The sequence below is a fragment of the Pseudofrankia saprophytica genome, assembly GCF_000235425.2.
Classification (GTDB): Bacteria; Actinomycetota; Actinomycetes; order Frankiales; family Frankiaceae; genus Pseudofrankia; species Pseudofrankia saprophytica.
The window spans coordinates 397682-416411 of the sequence record NZ_KI912267.1 but is presented as its reverse complement, the minus strand read 5'-3'; the positions used below and the strand labels follow the sequence as shown (position 1 = coordinate 416411).

Genomic DNA, 18730 nt, shown 5'->3' with positions numbered 1-18730 from the left:
TGACGCCGAGAATGTACGTTTAACGGTGGGAACACCGGGAAGGTCCCGATCAGTGGACATGCCGTTGTAACGGCCTCGACGTAGCGTGGGAGAACATGAGCGGCGCGCCCATTCCAGCCGTCGGCGTCGAGGAGGAGTTCCACATCCTCGATCTGGCGACCCGGCAGCTCGTGCCCCGCGCAGGCGAGATCCTGGAACAGCTGCCAGCTGGCCCCTTCGCCCCCGAGCTGCTGAACTCCGTGGTCGAGACGAACAGCGCTCCGACGCGGGATCTGGCCGCGCTGCGGGCCGACCTCGTCGACCTGCGGCAGCGCCTCGCCGCCGCCGCCGAGCCGCTCGGCCTCGGCCCGGCCGCGGCCGGCACCGTCCCGATCGTCGACCCGACGATCCTTGAGATAAACAGCGACCCGCGCTACCTGCAGATGACCGAGGAGTACCAGATCCTCGCCCGCGAGCAGGTGATCTGCGGCGCCCACGTGCACGTCGACATCCCCGACCGGGAGACCGCGATGGCGGTGATCGCCCGCGTCGCCCCATGGCTGCCGCTGCTGCTCGCCGTCTCGGCCAGCTCACCGTTCTGGCAGGGCGCCGACAGCGGGTACGCGAGCATGCGGACCATGGTCTGGGGGCGCTGGCCGACCGCCGGTGTCGCCGGGATGTTCCAGACGGCCGCCGAGTACGAGCACCTGGTCGCGGACCTGGTGAAGTCGGGCGTGATCAGTGACCCGGGCATGGTCTACTTCGACATCCGCCCGTCGGCCCATCTGCCCACCCTCGAGATGCGCGTCTGCGACGCCTGCCCGGACGTGGACACCGTGGTGCTCGTCGCCGGCCTGTTCCGCGGCCTGGTCAGCCACGCCATCGAGGCGATCGAGGCCGACGCGCCGTTCAGCGCCCCCCGTCCCGAGCTGCTGCGAGCGGCCACCTGGCGCGCGGCCCGCTCCGGGCTGGAAGGTGACCTGATCGAGCTGTCCGGCGTCGGTGCCGGGCCGGTGCCGGCCGAGGACCTGCTGGTCCGGCTGCTGGCCCAGATCCGCCCGCAGCTCGCGGCGGCGGGGGACTGGGAGCTGGTCGGCGGCCTCGCGGAGCAGGCCGTCGACCGGGGTAGCGCGGCGGCCGCGGCCAGGCGCGCGTTCCACCGGCGCGGCCTGCTCACCGACGTCGCCGACCTCGTGCTGGCGCGGACCCGTCAGGCCGAACCCGCCACCACCGCCCGGCACGCTCCCGTCGGCGTGCCCGTCACCGCCCGCGTTCCCGCCGGCGGCGGAGCCATCGCCGGCACCGGCGGGGGTGCCGACCAGGCTGAAGCGGACGGCGCGGCGGCAGCCGAGGGTTCCACGGGGCTGGCGCGCGCCGAGCGGGTCGCGCCGACGCTGCTCGCCGGTTACCTGGCCCATCCCGGTTTCCACGCCGGCGGCGTCGACGAGGCGGTCGACGCCCGGGGCCCGGTCCGCTCGCCGTACCGGGGGGTGCTGCGGGCCCTGGAGCGGCTCGGCCCGGACGTCCTCACCGCGCGCTGCGCCGCCCTGGTCGCCGAGCAGGAGTCCCGGGGGATGGTGTTCCGGGTCGCCGGCGAGGCCGAGGGCCGTCCGCTGCCGTTCGACCTCGTCCCGCGCATCGTTGACGCCGCCGACTGGGCGACGATCAGCGCCGGCCTCGTCCAGCGCGTCCGGGCGCTGGAGGCGTTCCTGCGCGACGTCTACTCCGACCGGTTCGCCATCGCCGACGGGATCGTCCCCGACTGGATCGTCACCGCCTCGCCCGGCCTGCGCCACTGGGGCCACGCCGTCCCCGCGGGGACGATCCGCGCGACCGTGAGCGGCATCGACCTGGTCCACGACCAGGACGGTCGGTGGCTGGTGCTCGAGGACAACCTGCGGGTCCCGTCCGGCGCCGGCTACGCGGTCGCGGTCCGCCGGCTTACCCGTGCGACGCTGCCGGAGCTGTCCTCGCCGTCGGGCATTCTCGGCCTCGAAGGGGTGCCGGCGCTGCTGCGCACCGCGCTCCTGGCCGCCGCCCCGGCCGCCGCCGGCGGCCGGGACGGGCTGGGTGAACCGGCGCTCGCGGTGCTCACCTCCGGCCCCCATGACTCGGCCTACTTCGAGCACGCCTTCCTCGCGGACCGCATGGGCGTTCCGCTGGTACAGCCGGCGGACCTCCTCATCGAGGACGACGTCGTCAGCCATCGGGTGCCGGGCGGCAGGCGCCGGCGGGTCGACGTGCTCTACCGCCGGATCGACGAGGACGAGCTGTTCGCCGCCGTCGGCGCGGATGGCGTGCCGCTGGGTCCCGCGCTCGTCAGCGCGCTCGCCGCCGGCACGCTTTCCCTGGCCAACGCCCCTGGCAACGGCGTCGCCGACGACAAGGTCGTCTATGCGTACGTCCCCCGGATGATCAACTATTACCTCGGTGAACGCCCCCTGCTCGACGACGTCCAGACCTATCTCTGCGGCGACCCCGAGCAGCTCGACCACGTGCTGCGACACCTCGACGAGCTGGTCGTCAAGCCCACCGACGGCTACGGCGGCGCCGGCGTGCTGATCGGCCCGGCGGCCGAGCCGTACGAGCTGACGGCCGCCCGCGAGCGCCTGCTGGCCGAGCCGCGCCACTGGATCGCGCAGGAGGTCGTCTCCCTGTCCACCCATCCGACCTGGCCCGGCATCGACCCGCCGGGCGACGAAGCGGTACCCGGCGCCACGGCGGCCGCGGCCGCCAATGGCCGGGCCAACGGGAACGCGAGCCGGCTCGAGCCGCGCGCGGTCGATCTGCGGGCCTTCGTCTACGAGGGCGAGCAGACCGTGGTGGCCCCGGCGGCGCTCAGCCGGGTCGCCCCCGCCGGCAGCCTCGTCGTCAACTCCTCGCGCGGAGGCGGCTGCAAGGACACCTGGCTGCTGCGCGCCTGACGGCGGCGTACACCCTTCAAGGTCGATTCGGGGAAATCCGACAGGAGCGGACATGTGCGGGCTGAGCGGTGAACTACGACTCGACGGGCGGCCGGCCGACGTGGCGGCGGTCGCGCGGATGACCGCCGCGATGCAACGGCGCGGGCCGGACGGCGTCGGGATCCACGCGGCGGGACCGGTGGCCCTCGGCCACCGCCGGCTGAAGATCATTGATCTCTCGGAGCGCGGCGCCCAGCCGATGACCGACGCCGAGCTGGGCCTCACCGTCGTCTTCAACGGCTGCATCTACAACTACCGTGACCTGCGCGACGAGCTGGTGGCCGCCGGCTACCGGTTCTTCTCGACGTCGGACACCGAGGTCGTGCTCAAGGCCTACCACCGCTGGGGCACCCGCTGCGTCGACCACTTCGCGGGCATGTTCGCCTTCGCCGTGCACGAGCGGGACTCCGGCCGGGTGGTGCTCGCCCGCGACCGGCTCGGCATCAAGCCGCTCTACGTCACCGCGGACGCGCACCGGATCCGGTTCGCCTCGACACTGCCGGCGCTGCTCGCCGGCGGCGGGGTGGACACCGACATCGACCTCGTCGCGCTGCATCACTACCTGTCGTTCCACGCCGTCGTGCCGCCGCCGCGCACGATCCTCACCGGCGTGCGCAAGCTGCCGCAGGCGACCATCCGGGTCATCGAGCCCGACGGCACCAGCACCGACGAGGTCTACTGGCGGCCCGACTTCACCCGCCAGTCCGAGCAGTCCAGCTGGAGCCCGGCCGACTGGCGCGACGCCGTCGGCGAGCGGCTGCGTACGGCGGTGCGCCGGCGCATGGTCGCCGACGTCCCGGTCGGCGTGCTGCTGTCCGGCGGCCTCGACTCCAGCATGATCGTCGCGCTGCTCGCCGAGGCCGGCCAGACGGACCTGGCGACCTTCAGCGTCGGCTTCGAGGCGGCCGCCGGCGAGTCCGGCGACGAGTTCCAGTACTCGGACATCGTGGCCAAGCACTTCGGCACCGACCACCACCAGATCATGGTCCCGGGCGAGGCGCTGCTGCCGGCCGTCGACGCGGCGGTCGACGCGATGAGCGAGCCGATGGTCAGCCACGACTGCGTCGCGTTCTACCTGCTCTCCCAGGAGGTCAGCCGGCACGTCACCGTGGTGCAGTCCGGCCAGGGCGCCGACGAGGTGTTCGCCGGCTACTCCTGGTACCCGCCGCTGGCGGGCGTCCCGCGTGACGAGGCCGTCGACGCCTACCTGGGGGTGTTCTCCGACCGCTCGCACGCCGACGTCACCGCGATCCTCGCGCCGGCCTACGCGCTCGACGCGGACGCCAGCCGGGCCTTCGTCCAGGGACATTTCGCCGCCCCCGGTGCCCAGACCGTCGTCGACGCGGCGCTGCGGATCGACTCCACGATCATGCTTGTCGACGACCCGGTGAAGCGGGTCGACAACATGACGATGGCCGCGGGCCTGGAGGCGCGGACGCCGTTCCTCGACCACGAGCTGGTCGAGCTCGCCGCCGCCTGCCCGCCGGAGCGCAAGCTCGCCGGCGGGGGCAAGGGCGTGCTCAAGGACATCAGCCGCTCGCTGCTGCCCGCCGAGGTCATCGACCGTCCGAAGGGCTACTTCCCGGTGCCGGCGATCCGCCACCTGTCCGGCCCGTTCCTCGACCGGGTCACCTCGGCGCTGTCCGACCCGGCCGCCCAGCGCCGCGGGCTGTTCCGCCCCGACTGGGTGCAGACCATGCTCGCGGCTCCCAACGACAACCGCACCCGGCTCGGCGCCAATGCCCTCTGGCAGGCCGCCCTCCTGGAGATGTGGCTCCAGAACCACGGCATCTAGCCGGACGATCCCGCGCGATGGTCTCCTCTGGGTGACTGTCTGGCAACAGGTGTTGACAGTCCCGTGTGGCCGGATACCAGGTATCACGGCCCGCAACTGACAAAATACCAACTGTGAAGATCGAGGAGTTGGGTGCGGACGGGACCGAGCAGGCATACGACGCCATGCGCCAGCTGCGCCCGCACCTGACCTCGGCCGGCTTCGTCCGGCTCGTCAACGAGGTGCAGCGCCCGCAGGGCTACCGGCTGGTCGGCTCCTGGGAGCCGACGTCGGGCAGGGTCGTCGCCGCCGCTGGCTTCCGCGTCCTGCACATGCTGGCGCACGGTCGCGTCCTGGTCGTCGACGACCTCTCGACCGTTCCGTCGGCCCGTGGACAGGGTCACGCCTCCCGCCTGCTCGCCTGGCTCGAGCGAGAGGCCCGCAACCAGTACTGCGCCCAGGTCCACCTCGACGCCGGCACCCACCGCTACGACGCGCACCGCCTCTACCTGCGCCACGGCTTCGCCATCAAGTCCTTCCGCCTGATGCGCCAGCTGTGAGCCGCGGGGACGGTCGAGGGCTGGGAGCGTCGGCCGGGGCGCTGTACGCTATGTCCGATGAGTACCTTCTCTGGCGGTTTCTCTGGCGGATTGGGGGCTTGGTTCATCGAAGGTGAGTGCTGATGCGCTCATCGGACGTGACCGAGGATCCCCGTCTTTCCTGTTGGCGGCGGGTGCGCGCGTTCGCGGTGCCGCCGCCCATGATCGAACGGTCGGCCGCCCGCCGGGTGGTCGGCGACTGGGCCGGCGCGTGCGCCGCGGCCCACATCGACGTCGATCTACATCCACGGTCCGTGGCCCGTACCCACGGCCAGGAGATCGCGACCCGGCTTCGGGACGACCTACGCCATCTCGCGCCCGACCTGCTTCGCTGGCATCTGCCGCGGGCGGTGCCGGACGGGCTGGTGCGCCCGGGCCTGACCATCTCGCTGGCCCGCTACCCGACGGGCGACGGCGCGCCGTTGCACCTCGTCGCCCGCACACCACCGGCGCCGGCGAGCGGCGGTCAGCGGTTCAGCCTCGGGCTGTGGGACGGGTCGTCGGTGGGTGCCGGAGGGCATCCGCGCCCTCGCCCGCATCGGCGCTTCCGCCTGGACCTGCACCGGCACCTGTGGGACGCCCGCCGCGCCGGTGAGCTGCGTACCAGAGCCGGCGCGGACCATGCGATCACCCAGGCGCGGGACGACCTGTGGCCGGACCGCGCGCTGCCGCCGGAATGCGCCGTGGACCGCTGGCCGGCGGAGGCGGAGATCCTGCTGCGCGCGGACCGCCGGGCCGAGGACGCCGTGTCGGTCCGGCTCGGCGCCCGGCGGCTGCTGGCGCTGCGGCTCGCCAGGTCCGGGCCTCGGCTCGCCGGCGCCTCGCGGGGCTCGTCGTGGCCGCCGGACCTGCCGGTGCTTCCCGACGCCTCGACGTGGGTTCCCCCCGATCTGCTGCTACTGCGGGCGGGGCTGATCGCCCCCGACCAGCTGCACCCGCTGGTGGCCGAAGCACTGGTACCGACCCAGCCACGGCCGAGTCCGGCCGCCGACGGCGGCTTCGCGACCGACGGCGGCTTCGTGACCCGGTTCGTGGACTGCCGCGGCCAGCGGCACCGGATCGGCCTGGTCGACGGGGTGCTCGTCCCGCTGGACCACGACCCGGCCGAGATCCGCCGTGAGGAGCTGCTCACCGCGCTGACCGGCCCGCCGGCACCGTGCCTCCAGATGATCGACGACGTTCATCGGCGCCCGGCGAACCTCGACGACATTCGTGCCCGGCTGGACCACGGCGACATCGCCGGAGCCCTGGCAGCGGTGGAGACGCTCCTCGGGCCGGCGGCGGTCCTGCGGGACGGCCCCCTGCGCGACGAGCTGGTGGCGGCCGCGCGCGGGCGCGTCGCCTACGGGCTGTACCGGTCGGGGCTGTCCGACCGCCGGGCGCAGCGCGCCCCGAAGCCCCGCGACCGCCGGCGTCACCCCCGGCACGCGCAGCACCACTGACGGCCGGCCTCGGCCGTCCGTCCCCTGACGCACTCGCCTTTCGCGCGCCCGCCGCGCCCACCCCAACAGGTGATCACTCATGCCCGTACCAACGCTGTCCACATCGACGCTGCCCACTCCGACGCTGGCCACGTCCATGCCGGTCGGGACCGCGCGGCCCACGACCCCACCGCCCATGTCGACCCTGGCCGCCTCATCCCGCGGGCGTACCGACCAGCTCGCCGTCGCGGACGACCTGCTCGCCCTGCTGACCACCACCGCGAGCGAACCGCGCCAGGACCCACAGCTGGAGGCCCTGATGCTCGCGGTGGCGGCCGACCTGCCGGTGCTGCTCTGGGGCGAGCCGGGAATCGGCAAGACCTCCGCGCTGACCCAGCTCGCCCACTCCCTCGACCTGCCGCTGACGACCGTGATCGCGAGCGTGCACGAGCCGTCCGACTTCGCCGGCCTGCCCGTCGTCGGCGACGACCCGGCCGTCCAGGGCGTCCCGATGGCACCGCCGGACTGGGCCGTGCGCCTGGTCCAGGCGGGCCGAGGGCTGCTCTTCCTCGACGAGCTGTCGACCGCGCCGCCGGCGGTCCAGGCCGCCCTGCTGCGCCTGGTCCTGGAGCGGCGCGTCGGCGCACTGCGGCTGCCGGCCGGGGTGCGGATCGTCGCCGCAGCCAATCCCCGGTCCTCAGCGGCCGACGGCTGGGAGCTCAGCCCGCCGCTCGCCAACCGGTTCGTGCACCTTCCCTGGGTGCACGAACCGGACGTCGTCGTGCGCGGCCTCGGCGGTACCTGGCCGGCGGCGACGCTGCCGCTGCTCGACCAGGCGCGACTGCCCGAGGCCGTGGCGTTCGCCCGGCGGGCCGTGTGCGGGCTGCTCGCAGCCCGTCCCGGGCTCGTGCACCGGCTGCCGGACAGGGAGGCCCGCCGAGGCGGCGCCTGGCCGTCGCCCCGTAGCTGGGACATGACGCTGCGGCTGGTCGCCTTCGCGACGGCCGCTGGCACGTCGCGGGAGGTCCTGTCGACGCTGGCCCGGGGGACTGTCGGAGATGGCCCGGGGCTGGAGCTTCTCGCCAGCCTGGACCGGCTGGACCTGCCCGATCCCGAGACGCTGCTCGCCGACCCGGCGGGGGCCGAGCTGCCCGAACGGGGCGACCTGCGGCAGGCCGTCCTGGACGGCGTCGTCGACGCGGTCCGCCGCCGCCCGGGCAAGGACCGCTGGGACGCGGCCTGGGCGCTGCTCGTCCGGGCGCTGGACACCGGCGAGCCGGACCTCGTGGTCGTCCCGGCGACCACGCTCGCCGCGCTGCGCCAGCCGGACTGGGAGGTCCCCGAGGCGATCGAACGGCTCGCCGGCGTGGTCTCCCTGGCCCGGCGGGCGGACGCCGCCGGGACTGCCCGATGACGCCGGCGACGCCGGGGGTGCCGGCCGCGGCGGGCCCGCGCGCCAAGCCGGGCGCGTGGGTGCCGGCAGGCGCGACGGCGGCGGTGAGCGGGCGAATCACCCTGGACCGGGAGAAGCTGCTCGCCGCGCGGCTGCTCGCCGTCCAGGCGCGTCCCTATCTGGCGACCGCGCTGTTCGCGCTGCACCCGGTCGAGTCACGCCGGGTGCCGACGATGGCCGTCGACCGGCACTGGCGCTGCTACGTCTCGCCGACGTTCGTAAACCGGATGTCGTTGGAGGAGCTCGCCGGTGTGTGGGTGCACGAGGTGTCGCACCTGCTGCGCGACCATCCCGGCCGTGGCGACCGGTACGCGCGCGAGCACGGCGTCGACGGGCCGGGGGAGCGGCTGCGGATGAACATCGCGGCCGACTGCGAGATCAACGACGACGTCTACGGTGACGGCCTCGCCCGTCCCGTCGGCGCCGTCCGGCCCGACCTTCTCCGGCTGCCCGAGGGGAAGCTCATGGAGGAGTACCTGGGCATGTTCCGGCTGAACCCGTATACCGAGAGCCTCGCCTGGCTGGACTGCGGCAGCGGCGCCGACGGCCTGGAACGGGACTGGGACCTTGGGTCCGTCGGCGCGCACGCCCTGAGCCCACAGGAACGGGACGCGGTCCGCTTCCGAGTCGCGCAGGGCATCACCGGCAGCCCGGGCAGTGTCCCGGCCGGCTGGCGGCGATGGGCCGAGGACGCGTTCCACCCGCCGCGGGCATGGCGGGACCTGCTCGGCGCGGCCGTCCGGGCCGCGCTGTCCGCCTCCGGTGCCGGCGACGACTACACCTACGGCCGCCCGGCCCGGCGCGGCGCGGCCGTTCCCGGCGCGGTCCTGCCAAGCCTGCGTCGCATGCCTCCCCGGGTCGGCGTCGTCATCGACACGTCCGGGTCGGTGAGTGACGCCGAGCTGGGCAGCGCCCTGCTCGAGGTCACCGCGATCGGCCGCGCCGTCGGCGGACGTGGCGACCTGGTGACCGTCGTGCCGTGCGACGCGGCCGCCCAGGCGGTGCGCTCGCTGTGCCACGCCGAGGGCATACCCCTGATCGGCGGCGGGGGGACGAACCTGTGCGCCGGTCTCGACGCGGCGCTGCGGGCCCGGCCGCGCCCGGACGTTCTCGTCGTCCTGACCGACGGGCAGACCCCCTGGCCGCGGCTGAGCCCGTCGTGTCGCACCGTCATCGGCCTTTTCGACCGGCGGCCGTCGCCGGGGCGGGAGTCCTCCAGGTGGGATCTGCCGCCCGCCTGGGCGACGGTGGTCACCATCGGCGCCGGTACGTGAGCGGTTCCCGCGCGATGCTCCGCCCCCCGCGGGTCTGGGACGCCCCGCCCCGCGATCAGGCGGGGCGGGGCGTCGCCAGGTCGAGGGCGTTGCCGTGAAGAACCAGGCGGCGGTCGGCGGGGGAGAGGGGCTTGGTCTCGGGGAGGTAGTCGAGGGGGTGCGGGAGCGCCTCGATGTGCGGCCAGTCGGAGCCGAAGACGACGCGGTCGGCGCCGACCCAGCGCACGACGGACTCCAGGTCGTCCTCCCAGAACGGGTTGACCCAGACGTGGCGCCGGAAGATCTCGACCGGGTCCTCCGTGAACCAGCCCGGCAGTTTCTTCGCCTGCGAGCGCGCCTTTCGGAACAGGTCGGGGAGGAACTCGGCGCCGTTCTCGACCGAGGCGACCCGCAGGTTCGGGTACCTCGCGAACTGGTTCGCGAGCAGCATCGAGAGCAGGTAGTCGTGCACCGCCTTCTCGATGGCGAAGCTCGCGATCGTCGGCCCGTAGCTGGTGCCCGAGAAGCTGAAGCTGTGCCCGCCGCCGGCGTACCCGTCGGTCGAGACGCCGCTGTCGCCGGCATGCACCACCAGCGTCAGCCCGCTCTCGTTGAGCCGCGCCCAGAAGGGCGCGAACATCTCGTCGAAGGGGCTGTGCAGGCCGGTCGCGGTCGTCGGCGCCGCGGCGCGCATCACGATCATGCGGGCGCCCTGGCCGATCGCCCACTCCAGCTCCTCGACGGCCCAGTCGACGTCGGCGAGCGAGAGGTACGGCGCGGCGATGATCCGGCCCTGGTAGTCGAAGGTCCAGTCCTCGGCGAGCCACCGGTTGAAGGCGCGGAAGGTCTTCGTGACCGCGACCGGGTCGTGCCGCAGCGGCTCCTCGTAGATCATCCCGAGGGTCGGGAAGAGGAAGCAGCCCGCGAGGCCCTGCTCGTCGAGGACCCGCAGCCGCGCGGCCGGGTCGCGGTACTCCGCGCGGATCGGCTCGCTGTCGCGGATCAGGTCCAGCGGGTTCACCTTGTTCGGGTTGCCGCGGAAGTACTCGGACAGGCAGCCGGGCCTGGAGATCGGGTCGAACGTCGCGTTGGACACCGCACGGCTGACCCGGCCGCCCAGCACGTGGTACTGCCGGCCGTTGATGGTCGCCCACTGCACGCACCTTGGCCCGTCCCGCGGGTCGAGGTGGCGGGTGAAGGCGTCGACGGCCTCGTAGTAGTGGTTGTCCGCGTCCCACACCGGGTGCCCGAGCTGGTCCACCCTCGAATCTTAGAACGCGTTCTATTTGATGCGCCCGTACTTCGCGGGGAAGTCGCACCCGAGAGTTCGGTTGCCGGTGGGTCCAGTCGTCGGAGTGTCCGGTCGTTCGGTCGCCGGAGCCTCAGCCCGCCGGAGCCTCAGCCCGCCGGAGCGCCGGAGCGCCTGCCCGCCGAGGCCGTTCAGGTGCCGCGGGTCCGGGTGAGGGCCAGCTCGCCGGCGCGCACCTTCTCGAGGTTCGCCGCGACCGCGTCGACGACGTGGGGCACGCCAGCGGCCAGCTCGTCGGCGGACTCCTGATACTCGGCCAGGTCCTCGACGCCGGCCGCCGCGAGCAGCCCCATCGGGTCGGCCAGGCGCTGGCGCAGCCAACTGATCGGGTCGGCGGTGAGGCCGCGGTCGAAGACGCGGCCGCCGGGCTCGTTGTCGGTCATCGTCGGGTGGTGGTGCACCCGGTCGCGGCTGCCCGGCCCGCGCTCGACGGACTCGAACAGGTCGACGCGCAGCAGCGACGTGTCGACGACGATCCGCTGCGACGCGTAGATCGTCCCGCGCCACGGCTGTGGCTCGACGAGCCGCAGCTCGAGGCGCACCCCCCGCTCCGGCCCGTCCTGACCCGGGGCCGGGTCAGGGTCGACGAAGTACATGTCCCGAACCGTCACCGCCAGCCGGTCGAAACAGAAAACGCTGAGCATCTCCGACCTCCTTTTCGCCTCGCCAGCGTCACCCGCCGGCGCGTGAATGTCGACCCGTGTACGGTCGGCGCGGCAGGTCGCGGTCGGGCATCGGGGAGACGCGGGTCAGGAGCCGGTGAAGGCGGGTTCGCGCTTCTGGAGGAAGGCCGTCGGGCCCTCGACGGCATCCTTCGACCGCATCACGGCGTTGCCGTGGCGCTCCTCGATGGGGAAGGCCTCGGCCTCTGGCAGGCATTCGGTCTCGCGGAGGGTGGCGAGGATCGCCCGCACGGCGAGCGGGCCGTTGCGGGCGATCCGGTCAGCGACGTCGCGGGCCTTCGCCAGCGCCTGCCCGTCCGGCACGACATGGTTGACGAGGCCGAGCTCGTGGGCGCGCCGGGCGGGCAGGTCCTCGCCGGTGAGGAGCATCTCCGCGGCGACGGCGTAGCCCAGTTGCCGTCGCAGCCGGACCGCCGACCCGGCCATCGGGAAGAGTCCGCGCTGCACCTCGGTCACCCCGAACACGGCGCTCTCGCCGGCGACACGGATGTCCGTTCCCTGCAGGATCTCGGTGCCGCCGGCGCGGGCATACCCCTCGGCGGCCAGGATGACCGGCTTGGTGGGGCGGTACCTCTTCAGGTAAGCCTTCAGCGAGATGCCCGGGTCGTCCTGCAGCCGGATGATCCACTCGTTGTCCCGCACCCCGGCGCGCAACCGGCCGATCTCGGCCAGGTCCATGCCCGCGCAGAACGTGCCGCCCCGCCCGGTCAGGATCGCCACCCGCAGGGTGTCGTCCTCGTCGAGGCGCCGCCAGGCGTCGTACAGGCGGCAGAGCACCTCCGCGTTCGTCGCGTTGCGCTTCTCGGGCCGGTTGAGCGTCACCGTCAGCACCGGCCCGTCGGCCTCGACGAGAACCACCGGCTCCGTCCCGGGCTCAGACAACGGGTCCTCCCAGCAAACTAGAACGCGTTTCAGTGACAGGCCCGGACGATATGCGACCCTCCGGCCACCCACAAGCGGACCGGGGAAGCCGTGGTGCTCGGGCGATTGAGGTGGTTGAGGCCGCCCGGTCCGGAATGGTTCGCCGGTCGGGGGACGGCCGGCCGGGTTTTGGCGTTGACTTGGGGCATGCGCTACGTCACGGGGCTCGGGGACGCCGTCAGGAGCGGGAAGAAGCTCTCGAAGATCGGGCTGGGGACCTGGCAGTTCGGGTCGCGGGAATGGGGCTACGGCGCCGACTACGCGGACCGGGAGGCCCGCCTGATCCTGCGCCGGGCGCTTGAGCTCGGGATCACCGTGATCGACACCGCCGAGATCTACGCGTTCGGCCGCAGCGAGCGCATCGTCGGCGAGGCACTACGCGAGGCCGGCGAGGAGGCGACCGAGGGCGTGTTCCTCGCGACGAAGCTCCTCCCGCTGGTGCCGGCGCCGGCGGTCGTCGAGCAGCGCGGCGTCGCGAGCGCGCGGCGCCTCGGCGTCCGCACGATCGACCTCTACCAGGTGCACCAGCCGAACCCGATCGTCGCCGACTCCGTGACGATGCGCGGGATGCGCCGGCTGCTCGACGTCGGGCTGGTCGGCGAGGTCGGCGTCTCGAACTACTCGCTGGCCCGGTGGCAGGCCGCCGAGGCGGCGCTCGGCTCGCCGGTGCTGTCCAACCAGGTCGAGTACAGCCTCGTCCGGCGCGCCGCCGACGACGCGCTGATCCCGTACGCGCAGCGCACCGGCCGGTTGATCATCGCATACAGCCCGCTCGCGCAGGGCCTGCTCTCCGGCCGCTACGACGTCACCAATCGCCCGTCCGGCGGCATCCGGGCGACCAACTCGCTGTTCCTGACCGAGAACCTGGCCCGGCTCGCCCCGCTGCTCGACGTGCTGCGCGAGGTCGCCGCGGCACACGACGCGACCTGCGCCCAGGTCGCGCTCGCCTGGGCCATCCACCAGCCGTGTGTGATCGCCATTCCCGGTGCGTCCAGCGTCGCCCAGGTGGAGGCCAACGCGGCCGCCGCCGATCTCGAGCTCACCGACGACCAGTACGCCGCCCTCACCGACGCCGCGGCCAGGTTCACCCCGCTCACCGGCCCGTCCGCCTGGGCCGCCCTGGCCGCCGAACGCCTCGGCCGCGGCAACCGCTGACGGGGCGGTCAGCCCGCGGGGCGCGCCGTCAGCTCTGGTTCGGGGACTCCTCCGGGTCCCAGACCAGGTGGAATGGCCCGCGGACGTCGGTGGAGTGGTGCACGGCCGCGGCCAGCGCCCTGCGGACCCGCTCGTCGGGCGGCAGGTCGGCGCTGCCGTGCAGCGAGCCGCGGGCGAAGTCCTCGCCGGCGCCGACGGCGAAGTAGTCGTCGACGCTGCGGCCGATCTGGAAGTCCGAGTCGATCCGGTAGAGCCGGCCCTGGATGCCGACCAGGAAACAACCGCCGCTCTCGTTGCCCGAGTCGTTGCGCGCGTAGCCGCCGTCGCGCAGGCAGTCGCGGACCGCGGCGACGAAGTCGGTCGCCATGAAACGGTCGACGTCCCAGGTGTGCGGCACCGGTGGGACCAGGCTGTAGCGCAGCAGCTGGCCCATTCGGAACGAGTCGGTGAATCCCATGACGTACGGCCCGTTGCGGAAGACCTTGGTGTCCGCGCGGACGGTCACCGACCAGCCGGCGATGCCGGCGCTGTCACCGCCGATCACGACCCGCCCGTTGTTCTCCACCCCGACGATGCAGGTCACGAAGGCGAACTCTATCGGGTTACGTCCGGGGATGTCCGCGGATTTCGCGCCGCTGCAGGCGGTCCTCCTGCCTTCGACCGGTCGGTGTCGCGGTGGCCCTTGCGGCGTTTCGACGCCGCGAGGGGTTGGGAGAGCGTGTTGGCGGGGTGGAGCTGTGGCTCCGCGTTGCTCTGGTCGGGCAGATCGCGATCGTATGGCGATCGGGGCGTTGTTGCATGCGACACTGCGCCGGTGGCGACGACCGGCTCCCAACGCCCCGAGCGCCCGGCGGACCCGCCGGCGAATCTCGGCGTGGGACCGGCCGCGGTCGGCGTCTCGCCGCGGCACCAGCTGGTCGTCGGCGACCCGACAGCGCTCGCCGACGCCTACACCCGCCACGGCGACCGACTGCTCGCCATCGCCGCCGCCGGCGGCCAGCCGCCGCTGGCCGCCGCGGCCGTCGCGCGCGCCGCGCTTGTCGAGGTCTGGGAGCATCCGCTGCGTTTCCCGGCCGACGACGACGCGCTCGCCCAGGCACTGGCCGCCGAGGTCGGCCGGCTCGCCACCGAGCGGTCGCGGGCAGCCGACGAGCCGGCGCGACCGGGTGGGCCCGAGGCCGTGCCAGGGTTCCTGCCGGATTGGCGAATCCGATCGGGCAGGTCTGGGGCCCGCTCTCGCCCGGCCCGGCCGTCGACCGGCCCGATGGGCGAGGTCCAGGCCGACCCACGGACGGCGCTGCTGGCCGCGGCGCTCGCGCGGCGGCCAGCCGTCGCGGCCGCGCCCTCGTACGCCGCCCCGTTCGCCGCCTGGATCGCGGCCGTCGACCGGGTGCTCGCGGAGCTCACCCCCGGCGACTGGGACCGCCCGACGGACGGCGACGGCCGCACGCCCCGCGAGGTGGTCGCCCGCCTCGCCGGGCTGGACGCCGCGCTGGCCGGCGCGATCGGCATCCCGGTCGCCGGCGTCCTCGCCCACCCGGCCGCCGACGACCGGGAGCAGGGCATCCCCCGTGCCGGCACCGGCCTCGGCGGCGCAACGGTGCCGGACGGCGAAACCGGGTCGACGGACCAGGCCGAGCCGGGCGCCACCGCCGGCGGTGGCGCCGGCGCGACCGCCGACGGGGTCGGTGCGGCACGCGCGGGCGGCCAGGCGACCCGGACGGGGCCGGGCCGGTCGGCCTCCTACTGGCCGGCGGTGTTCTGGCCCCCGGTGTTCTGGCCGCCGGTGCTGCTGTGGCAGACCTGGCACGAGGGCGCGCGCGGTCTGTGCGCGTGGCTCGCGGGACGGGAGCCGGAGTCGGCGAGCATCCTGGTCGACGCGCTCGGCTGGACGGCGCCCGTCGAGGACCACCTGACCTCCCGCATGCTCGCCACCTGGCTCGACGGGGACGCGCTCGCGGCGGTGGCCGGAGTCCGGCTCCCCGCGCTCGACGCGGCCGAGCTGCGCGCCGCGACCACGCTCGCGCTCCACCGGATTCGCTGGCGACCGAACCGCGGAGCCGGCCTCGCGGACGGCCCGCTGGCGCTGACGCTGACCACCGGCCGCCCGGCGGGGCGAGACCAGGGCCCGGACGACCGCGACGCCGGTGCCGACCGCGACCGCGACCGCGCCGACCGCGAGCGGCCCGGGGACGACCCGGTCGTGGTCGGCCGCTGGCTGGTCGGCCCTGGCCGTCCGCCGCTGGTGGCGCCGGACCCGGCCGCCGGCCATCCGCCACCGGTGGCCGAGCTGCGGCTGGACGTCGTCGACTTCTGCCTGCTCGCGGCCGGCCGGCGCACCCCGGCGGAGACCGCCGCGTGCGTGACCACCGTCAGCGGCGACCCCGCGGCCGGCCACGCCCTGCTCGCCGGCGCCGCCGGGGTCCTGCCCGCCTGACGGTGACGGCGGGCCGACCCAACCCGCGCCGCGCGCCTGATCCACCTGGCCGCTGTCGCCTGACCGACCCCCGCTGGCGGCCCATGGACGCCGCCCGGTACAACGAGTGCCGAATAGAAGTTCAGGGTGGTACTCCGCTCGGTCGGAAGGTTTGCGCGATGGGAATGAAGCGGTTCATGTCTCGGCTCGGCGTCGGGGCCGCCGAGGTGGAGACCGTGCTGGACCACGACCAGACGAGGCCGGGGGCGGTCGTCACCGGCACGACGACGGTGACCGGCGGCAAGGTCGAGCAGCGCATCGAGTCGATCACGGTCGCGCTCGAGGCGACCGTCGAGATCGAGCGCGACGACAGCACCTACTACGAACAGGTCCCGTTCGGCACCCAGCAGATCGGCGGCAACCTGACGATCGCGCCCGGCCAGCAGGTCAACGGCCGGTTCCAGCTGCCGGTCCCGTGGCAGACGCCGATCACCGACGTCGGTGGCTGGCACCTGAAGGGCATGAAGGTCGGCGTCCGCACCAGGCTGGCGATCCCCGGCGCGATCGACCCCGGTGACCTCGACCCGGTCTCCATCCACCCGCTGCCGATCCAGGAGGCGGTGCTCGCCGCGCTAGGCGACCTAGGCTTCCACTTCCATTCGGCGGACGTCGAGAAGGGCCACGTCGGCGGCTCGTCGCTGCCGTTCTACCAGGAGATCGAGCTCAAGCCGTCCGGCGAGTACAGCCGCCGGATCAAGGAGCTGGAGGTCACCTTCCTGGTAGACGACCACGGCATGGACATCGTCCTGGAGGCCGACCGCCGCGGCGGGCTGCTCCACTCCGGTGGCGACGCGCTCAGCCGCCTGCGGGTCGGCCACGGCGACCTCGACCGCGGCCGCCTCACCCACCAGATCCAGGAGCAGCTCCAGCACCTCGGCGCCCGCCGCGGCTGGTTCTAGCTGTCCTCGCCGGTGCCAGCACCGGCGCCGGCGGTGAGCGCGGCCGGGCTGAGCGCGGCCCGGTCGAGCTCACCGCCGGCCAGCGGGACCGCGACCGTCTGGACCACCTGGTCGGGCGGGCGCAGCCGGCGTTCCCGCTGGGAGCGGTAGATCTCCGCGGGGACCATCGGCCTGGCGGCCGCCGCGTCGGCGAGCTCGCGCCAGCCCGGCTCGGACGCCGAGTAGGCGAGCTCCCCGAGTCGGCACACCCGCAGCGCGTTGCCCATCGGCTCGACCTGGGCGACGGCCTCGGCGACGCCATGATGCGCGGCGTAGAGAGCGTCCCAGGCCCGCCTGGCGTGCGCGAACCGCTGGTCGGTGTCGCGCAGCCAGCCGAGGCCGCGCGCCTCCAGCTCGGCCCGCACCCACCGGCCGGCCGCGTCGGCGTCATCCCCCGGCGGGTCGCCTGACAGCAGCGCCGCGAGCCGGGCGTGCGGCGCGGCGACCTCGGTCAGCGGCCCGAGGTCGAGCCTGCGGTACCAGCGGACGGCGGCGGCCGGGTCGGCCAGCTCGTCCGCGATCTCGCTGAGCCGGACGCGTCCGGGCGCGGTCTGCGAACGTGGGTCGGCGAGAAAGAACCGCCGGCCCACGACGGACCGAGTCACGTGGGGCGCCTCGTCGCCCTGATGGAGCGCGTCGTGTCTATGGTCTGGGTCTTCCTGGTGGTGCGGACCACGGTCGTGAGGCATGGGACCACCCACGCAATCCTTGGGCCATCAGGGGTGCGAAAAGTATATTTTCGCGCTTCCACAGAGCTGTGGCAGCGGTTATTGCGTATTTCGGCTCGGCATCGGCGACCGCCGTGCGATACCGGCGATCGTAGTGCCCCTGCTCACCGGGCCCGATCACCGCCGCGGTGTCCGCTGTACGACACCTCGGGCCTTTGGGTCTGATCCGCACCCGCTACGACGCCTCATCGGCGCCCGCGTAGCGGATGGAGACGTCGCCGGAGCTGGATCTCACCTCGATCCGGCGGGATGACCGCGGGTCGGCGGCGACCCGGACCGAGTCGCTCCCGGACGAGGTGTGCGCGGTCGCGTCATACGTCTCCGAACCGGATGGCACGGTTACCCGGACGTCGCCGGACGACGTCGCGGCCTCCACGTCCGTCGGCGCGACGGTGAGGTTGACGGTCACGTCCCCCGACGACGAGTGCGCGTACACGGTCTGGGCGCGCAGGCGGGTGGCGCGCACGTCGCCGGACGACGTGGTCAGCCTGGCCGTGCCGGAACAGCCGTCGGCAACCACGTTGCCCGACGAGGTGTGCAGATCGATCGAACCGGTCAGGCCGACCGCCCGGACGTCGCCGGACGAGGATCGCGCCACGACGGTCACCCCCGCCGGGACGGCCAGCCGCAGCGTGGCGTCGCAGCTGAGCAGCAGTTGCCAGGAGCAGTCGGTGTGCACCCGAGCCGTGTGCCCGTCGATGTCGACCTTCAGGGCGGGCGGGTGGACCGTGCCGGAGAGCCTGGCGTCGACGACCGCCTGGTCGCCCGCGGCGGCGGTGAGGGTGAGGTTGCCGGACGACGCCCGCACCTCCAGCCGGTCGACCGACGCAGGCAGGGTGACGTGCTCGTCGCGCCGTTCCTGCCCGGTGGTCAGGTTGACGGCCTGCAGACCGGCGCCGATCGCCAGCGCGACGGCGAGCAGCGCCCCGACGACGAGCAGCGTGCCGCGGGCGCCGCGGTGCGAGGCCGCTGGCGCTGGCGCTGGCGTGGGGGTGGCCGTGGCGGTGGACGTCGGGTCGGCCGTGGCGGCCATCGTGCGGTCTCCCTCGGAGGCGGGCCGGGTGGCCGGCGTGGGGAC

General features: G+C 74.0%; 15 protein-coding genes. 9 read left to right on the top strand and 6 right to left on the bottom strand.

The features are described from left to right. Window positions 1-95 precede the first annotated feature (95 nt). From FRCN3DRAFT_RS0236285 to FRCN3DRAFT_RS0236260, 6 genes are all read left to right on the top strand, one after another. Window positions 96-2903, top strand: coding sequence for a carboxylate--amine ligase/circularly permuted type 2 ATP-grasp protein (locus FRCN3DRAFT_RS0236285; RefSeq protein ID WP_007516142.1), 2808 nt, complete (start codon window positions 96-98; stop codon window positions 2901-2903). Between the two features lie 52 nt (window positions 2904-2955). Further along, window positions 2956-4737: an N-acetylglutaminylglutamine amidotransferase gene (locus tag FRCN3DRAFT_RS0236280; RefSeq protein ID WP_007516141.1), complete on the top strand. Its 1782-nt coding sequence runs from the start codon at window positions 2956-2958 to the stop codon at window positions 4735-4737. A 113-nt stretch (window positions 4738-4850) separates the two neighbouring features. Then, window positions 4851-5276 (top strand): GNAT family N-acetyltransferase, encoded by a 426-nt coding sequence (locus FRCN3DRAFT_RS0236275; protein WP_007516140.1) that lies wholly within the window; start codon window positions 4851-4853, stop codon window positions 5274-5276. A 122-nt stretch (window positions 5277-5398) separates the two neighbouring features. Continuing rightward, window positions 5399-6757 (top strand): hypothetical protein, encoded by a 1359-nt coding sequence (locus FRCN3DRAFT_RS0236270; RefSeq protein WP_007516139.1) that lies wholly within the window; start codon window positions 5399-5401, stop codon window positions 6755-6757. 79 nt (window positions 6758-6836) lie between these two features. After that, entirely contained in the window at window positions 6837-8150 is a 1314-nt protein-coding gene (locus tag FRCN3DRAFT_RS0236265) for an AAA family ATPase (RefSeq protein WP_007516138.1), read from the top strand. Beyond that, on the top strand, window positions 8147-9463 hold the full coding sequence (locus tag FRCN3DRAFT_RS0236260) for a vWA domain-containing protein (RefSeq protein WP_007516137.1): 1317 nt from the start codon (window positions 8147-8149) through the stop codon (window positions 9461-9463). Before FRCN3DRAFT_RS0236265 ends, FRCN3DRAFT_RS0236260 begins: the two co-directional genes overlap by 4 nt. 55 nt (window positions 9464-9518) lie before the next feature. Here the strand turns inward: FRCN3DRAFT_RS0236260 and FRCN3DRAFT_RS0236255 are convergent, their stop codons facing one another. From FRCN3DRAFT_RS0236255 to FRCN3DRAFT_RS0236245, 3 genes are all read right to left on the bottom strand, one after another. Next, the gene (locus FRCN3DRAFT_RS0236255) at window positions 9519-10703 is read right to left on the bottom strand and encodes an amidohydrolase family protein (RefSeq protein ID WP_007516136.1); all 1185 of its coding nucleotides are present in this window, start codon (window positions 10701-10703) and stop codon (window positions 9519-9521) included. A 179-nt stretch (window positions 10704-10882) separates the two neighbouring features. Then, a complete protein-coding gene (locus tag FRCN3DRAFT_RS0236250; RefSeq protein ID WP_007516135.1) occupies window positions 10883-11395 on the bottom strand; it encodes a hypothetical protein in 513 nt (170 codons plus the stop codon). Between the two features lie 105 nt (window positions 11396-11500). Beyond that, entirely contained in the window at window positions 11501-12316 is an 816-nt protein-coding gene (locus tag FRCN3DRAFT_RS0236245) for a crotonase/enoyl-CoA hydratase family protein (RefSeq protein ID WP_007516134.1), read from the bottom strand. Between the two features lie 186 nt (window positions 12317-12502). Between FRCN3DRAFT_RS0236245 and FRCN3DRAFT_RS0236240 the strand changes: the two genes are divergently transcribed. Continuing rightward, window positions 12503-13510, top strand: a complete 1008-nt coding sequence (locus tag FRCN3DRAFT_RS0236240; RefSeq protein ID WP_027141252.1) for an aldo/keto reductase — start codon at window positions 12503-12505, stop codon at window positions 13508-13510. 28 nt (window positions 13511-13538) lie between these two features. Here the strand turns inward: FRCN3DRAFT_RS0236240 and FRCN3DRAFT_RS0236235 are convergent, their stop codons facing one another. Next, window positions 13539-14093 (bottom strand): Ntn hydrolase family protein, encoded by a 555-nt coding sequence (locus FRCN3DRAFT_RS0236235; RefSeq protein WP_007516131.1) that lies wholly within the window; start codon window positions 14091-14093, stop codon window positions 13539-13541. A gap of 231 nt (window positions 14094-14324) precedes the next feature. Here FRCN3DRAFT_RS0236235 and FRCN3DRAFT_RS0236230 point away from each other — a divergent pair, with 231 nt between their 5' ends. Further along, complete coding sequence (locus FRCN3DRAFT_RS0236230) at window positions 14325-15947, top strand: hypothetical protein (protein ID WP_007516130.1); 1623 nt, start codon at window positions 14325-14327, stop codon at window positions 15945-15947. 158 nt (window positions 15948-16105) lie between these two features. Beyond that, window positions 16106-16885: a sporulation protein gene (locus tag FRCN3DRAFT_RS0236225; protein ID WP_007516129.1), complete on the top strand. Its 780-nt coding sequence runs from the start codon at window positions 16106-16108 to the stop codon at window positions 16883-16885. On the opposite strand, the gene FRCN3DRAFT_RS0236220 is transcribed toward FRCN3DRAFT_RS0236225, so the two are convergent. Both FRCN3DRAFT_RS0236220 and FRCN3DRAFT_RS0236215 read right to left on the bottom strand, forming a co-directional pair. Continuing rightward, window positions 16882-17529 (bottom strand): hypothetical protein, encoded by a 648-nt coding sequence (locus FRCN3DRAFT_RS0236220; RefSeq protein WP_007516128.1) that lies wholly within the window; start codon window positions 17527-17529, stop codon window positions 16882-16884. The genes FRCN3DRAFT_RS0236225 and FRCN3DRAFT_RS0236220 overlap by 4 nt on opposite strands. A 298-nt stretch (window positions 17530-17827) precedes the next feature. After that, window positions 17828-18685, bottom strand: a complete 858-nt coding sequence (locus FRCN3DRAFT_RS0236215; RefSeq protein ID WP_232794357.1) for a DUF4097 family beta strand repeat-containing protein — start codon at window positions 18683-18685, stop codon at window positions 17828-17830. Between the last annotated feature and the right edge of the window lie 45 nt (window positions 18686-18730).

Coding starts and splice junctions, on each gene's coding strand:
- FRCN3DRAFT_RS0236285 (WP_007516142.1), top strand. CDS start 96: ATGAGCGGCGCGCCCATTCCAGCCGTCGGCGTCGAGGAGGAGTTCCAC.
- FRCN3DRAFT_RS0236280 (WP_007516141.1), top strand. CDS start 2,956: ATGTGCGGGCTGAGCGGTGAACTACGACTCGACGGGCGGCCGGCCGAC.
- FRCN3DRAFT_RS0236270 (WP_007516139.1), top strand. CDS start 5,399: ATGCGCTCATCGGACGTGACCGAGGATCCCCGTCTTTCCTGTTGGCGG.
- FRCN3DRAFT_RS0236265 (WP_007516138.1), top strand. CDS start 6,837: ATGCCCGTACCAACGCTGTCCACATCGACGCTGCCCACTCCGACGCTG.
- FRCN3DRAFT_RS0236260 (WP_007516137.1), top strand. CDS start 8,147: ATGACGCCGGCGACGCCGGGGGTGCCGGCCGCGGCGGGCCCGCGCGCC.
- FRCN3DRAFT_RS0236250 (WP_007516135.1), bottom strand. CDS start 11,395: ATGCTCAGCGTTTTCTGTTTCGACCGGCTGGCGGTGACGGTTCGGGAC.
- FRCN3DRAFT_RS0236240 (WP_027141252.1), top strand. CDS start 12,503: ATGCGCTACGTCACGGGGCTCGGGGACGCCGTCAGGAGCGGGAAGAAG.
- FRCN3DRAFT_RS0236225 (WP_007516129.1), top strand. CDS start 16,106: ATGGGAATGAAGCGGTTCATGTCTCGGCTCGGCGTCGGGGCCGCCGAG.
- FRCN3DRAFT_RS0236215 (WP_232794357.1), bottom strand. CDS start 18,685: ATGGCCGCCACGGCCGACCCGACGTCCACCGCCACGGCCACCCCCACG.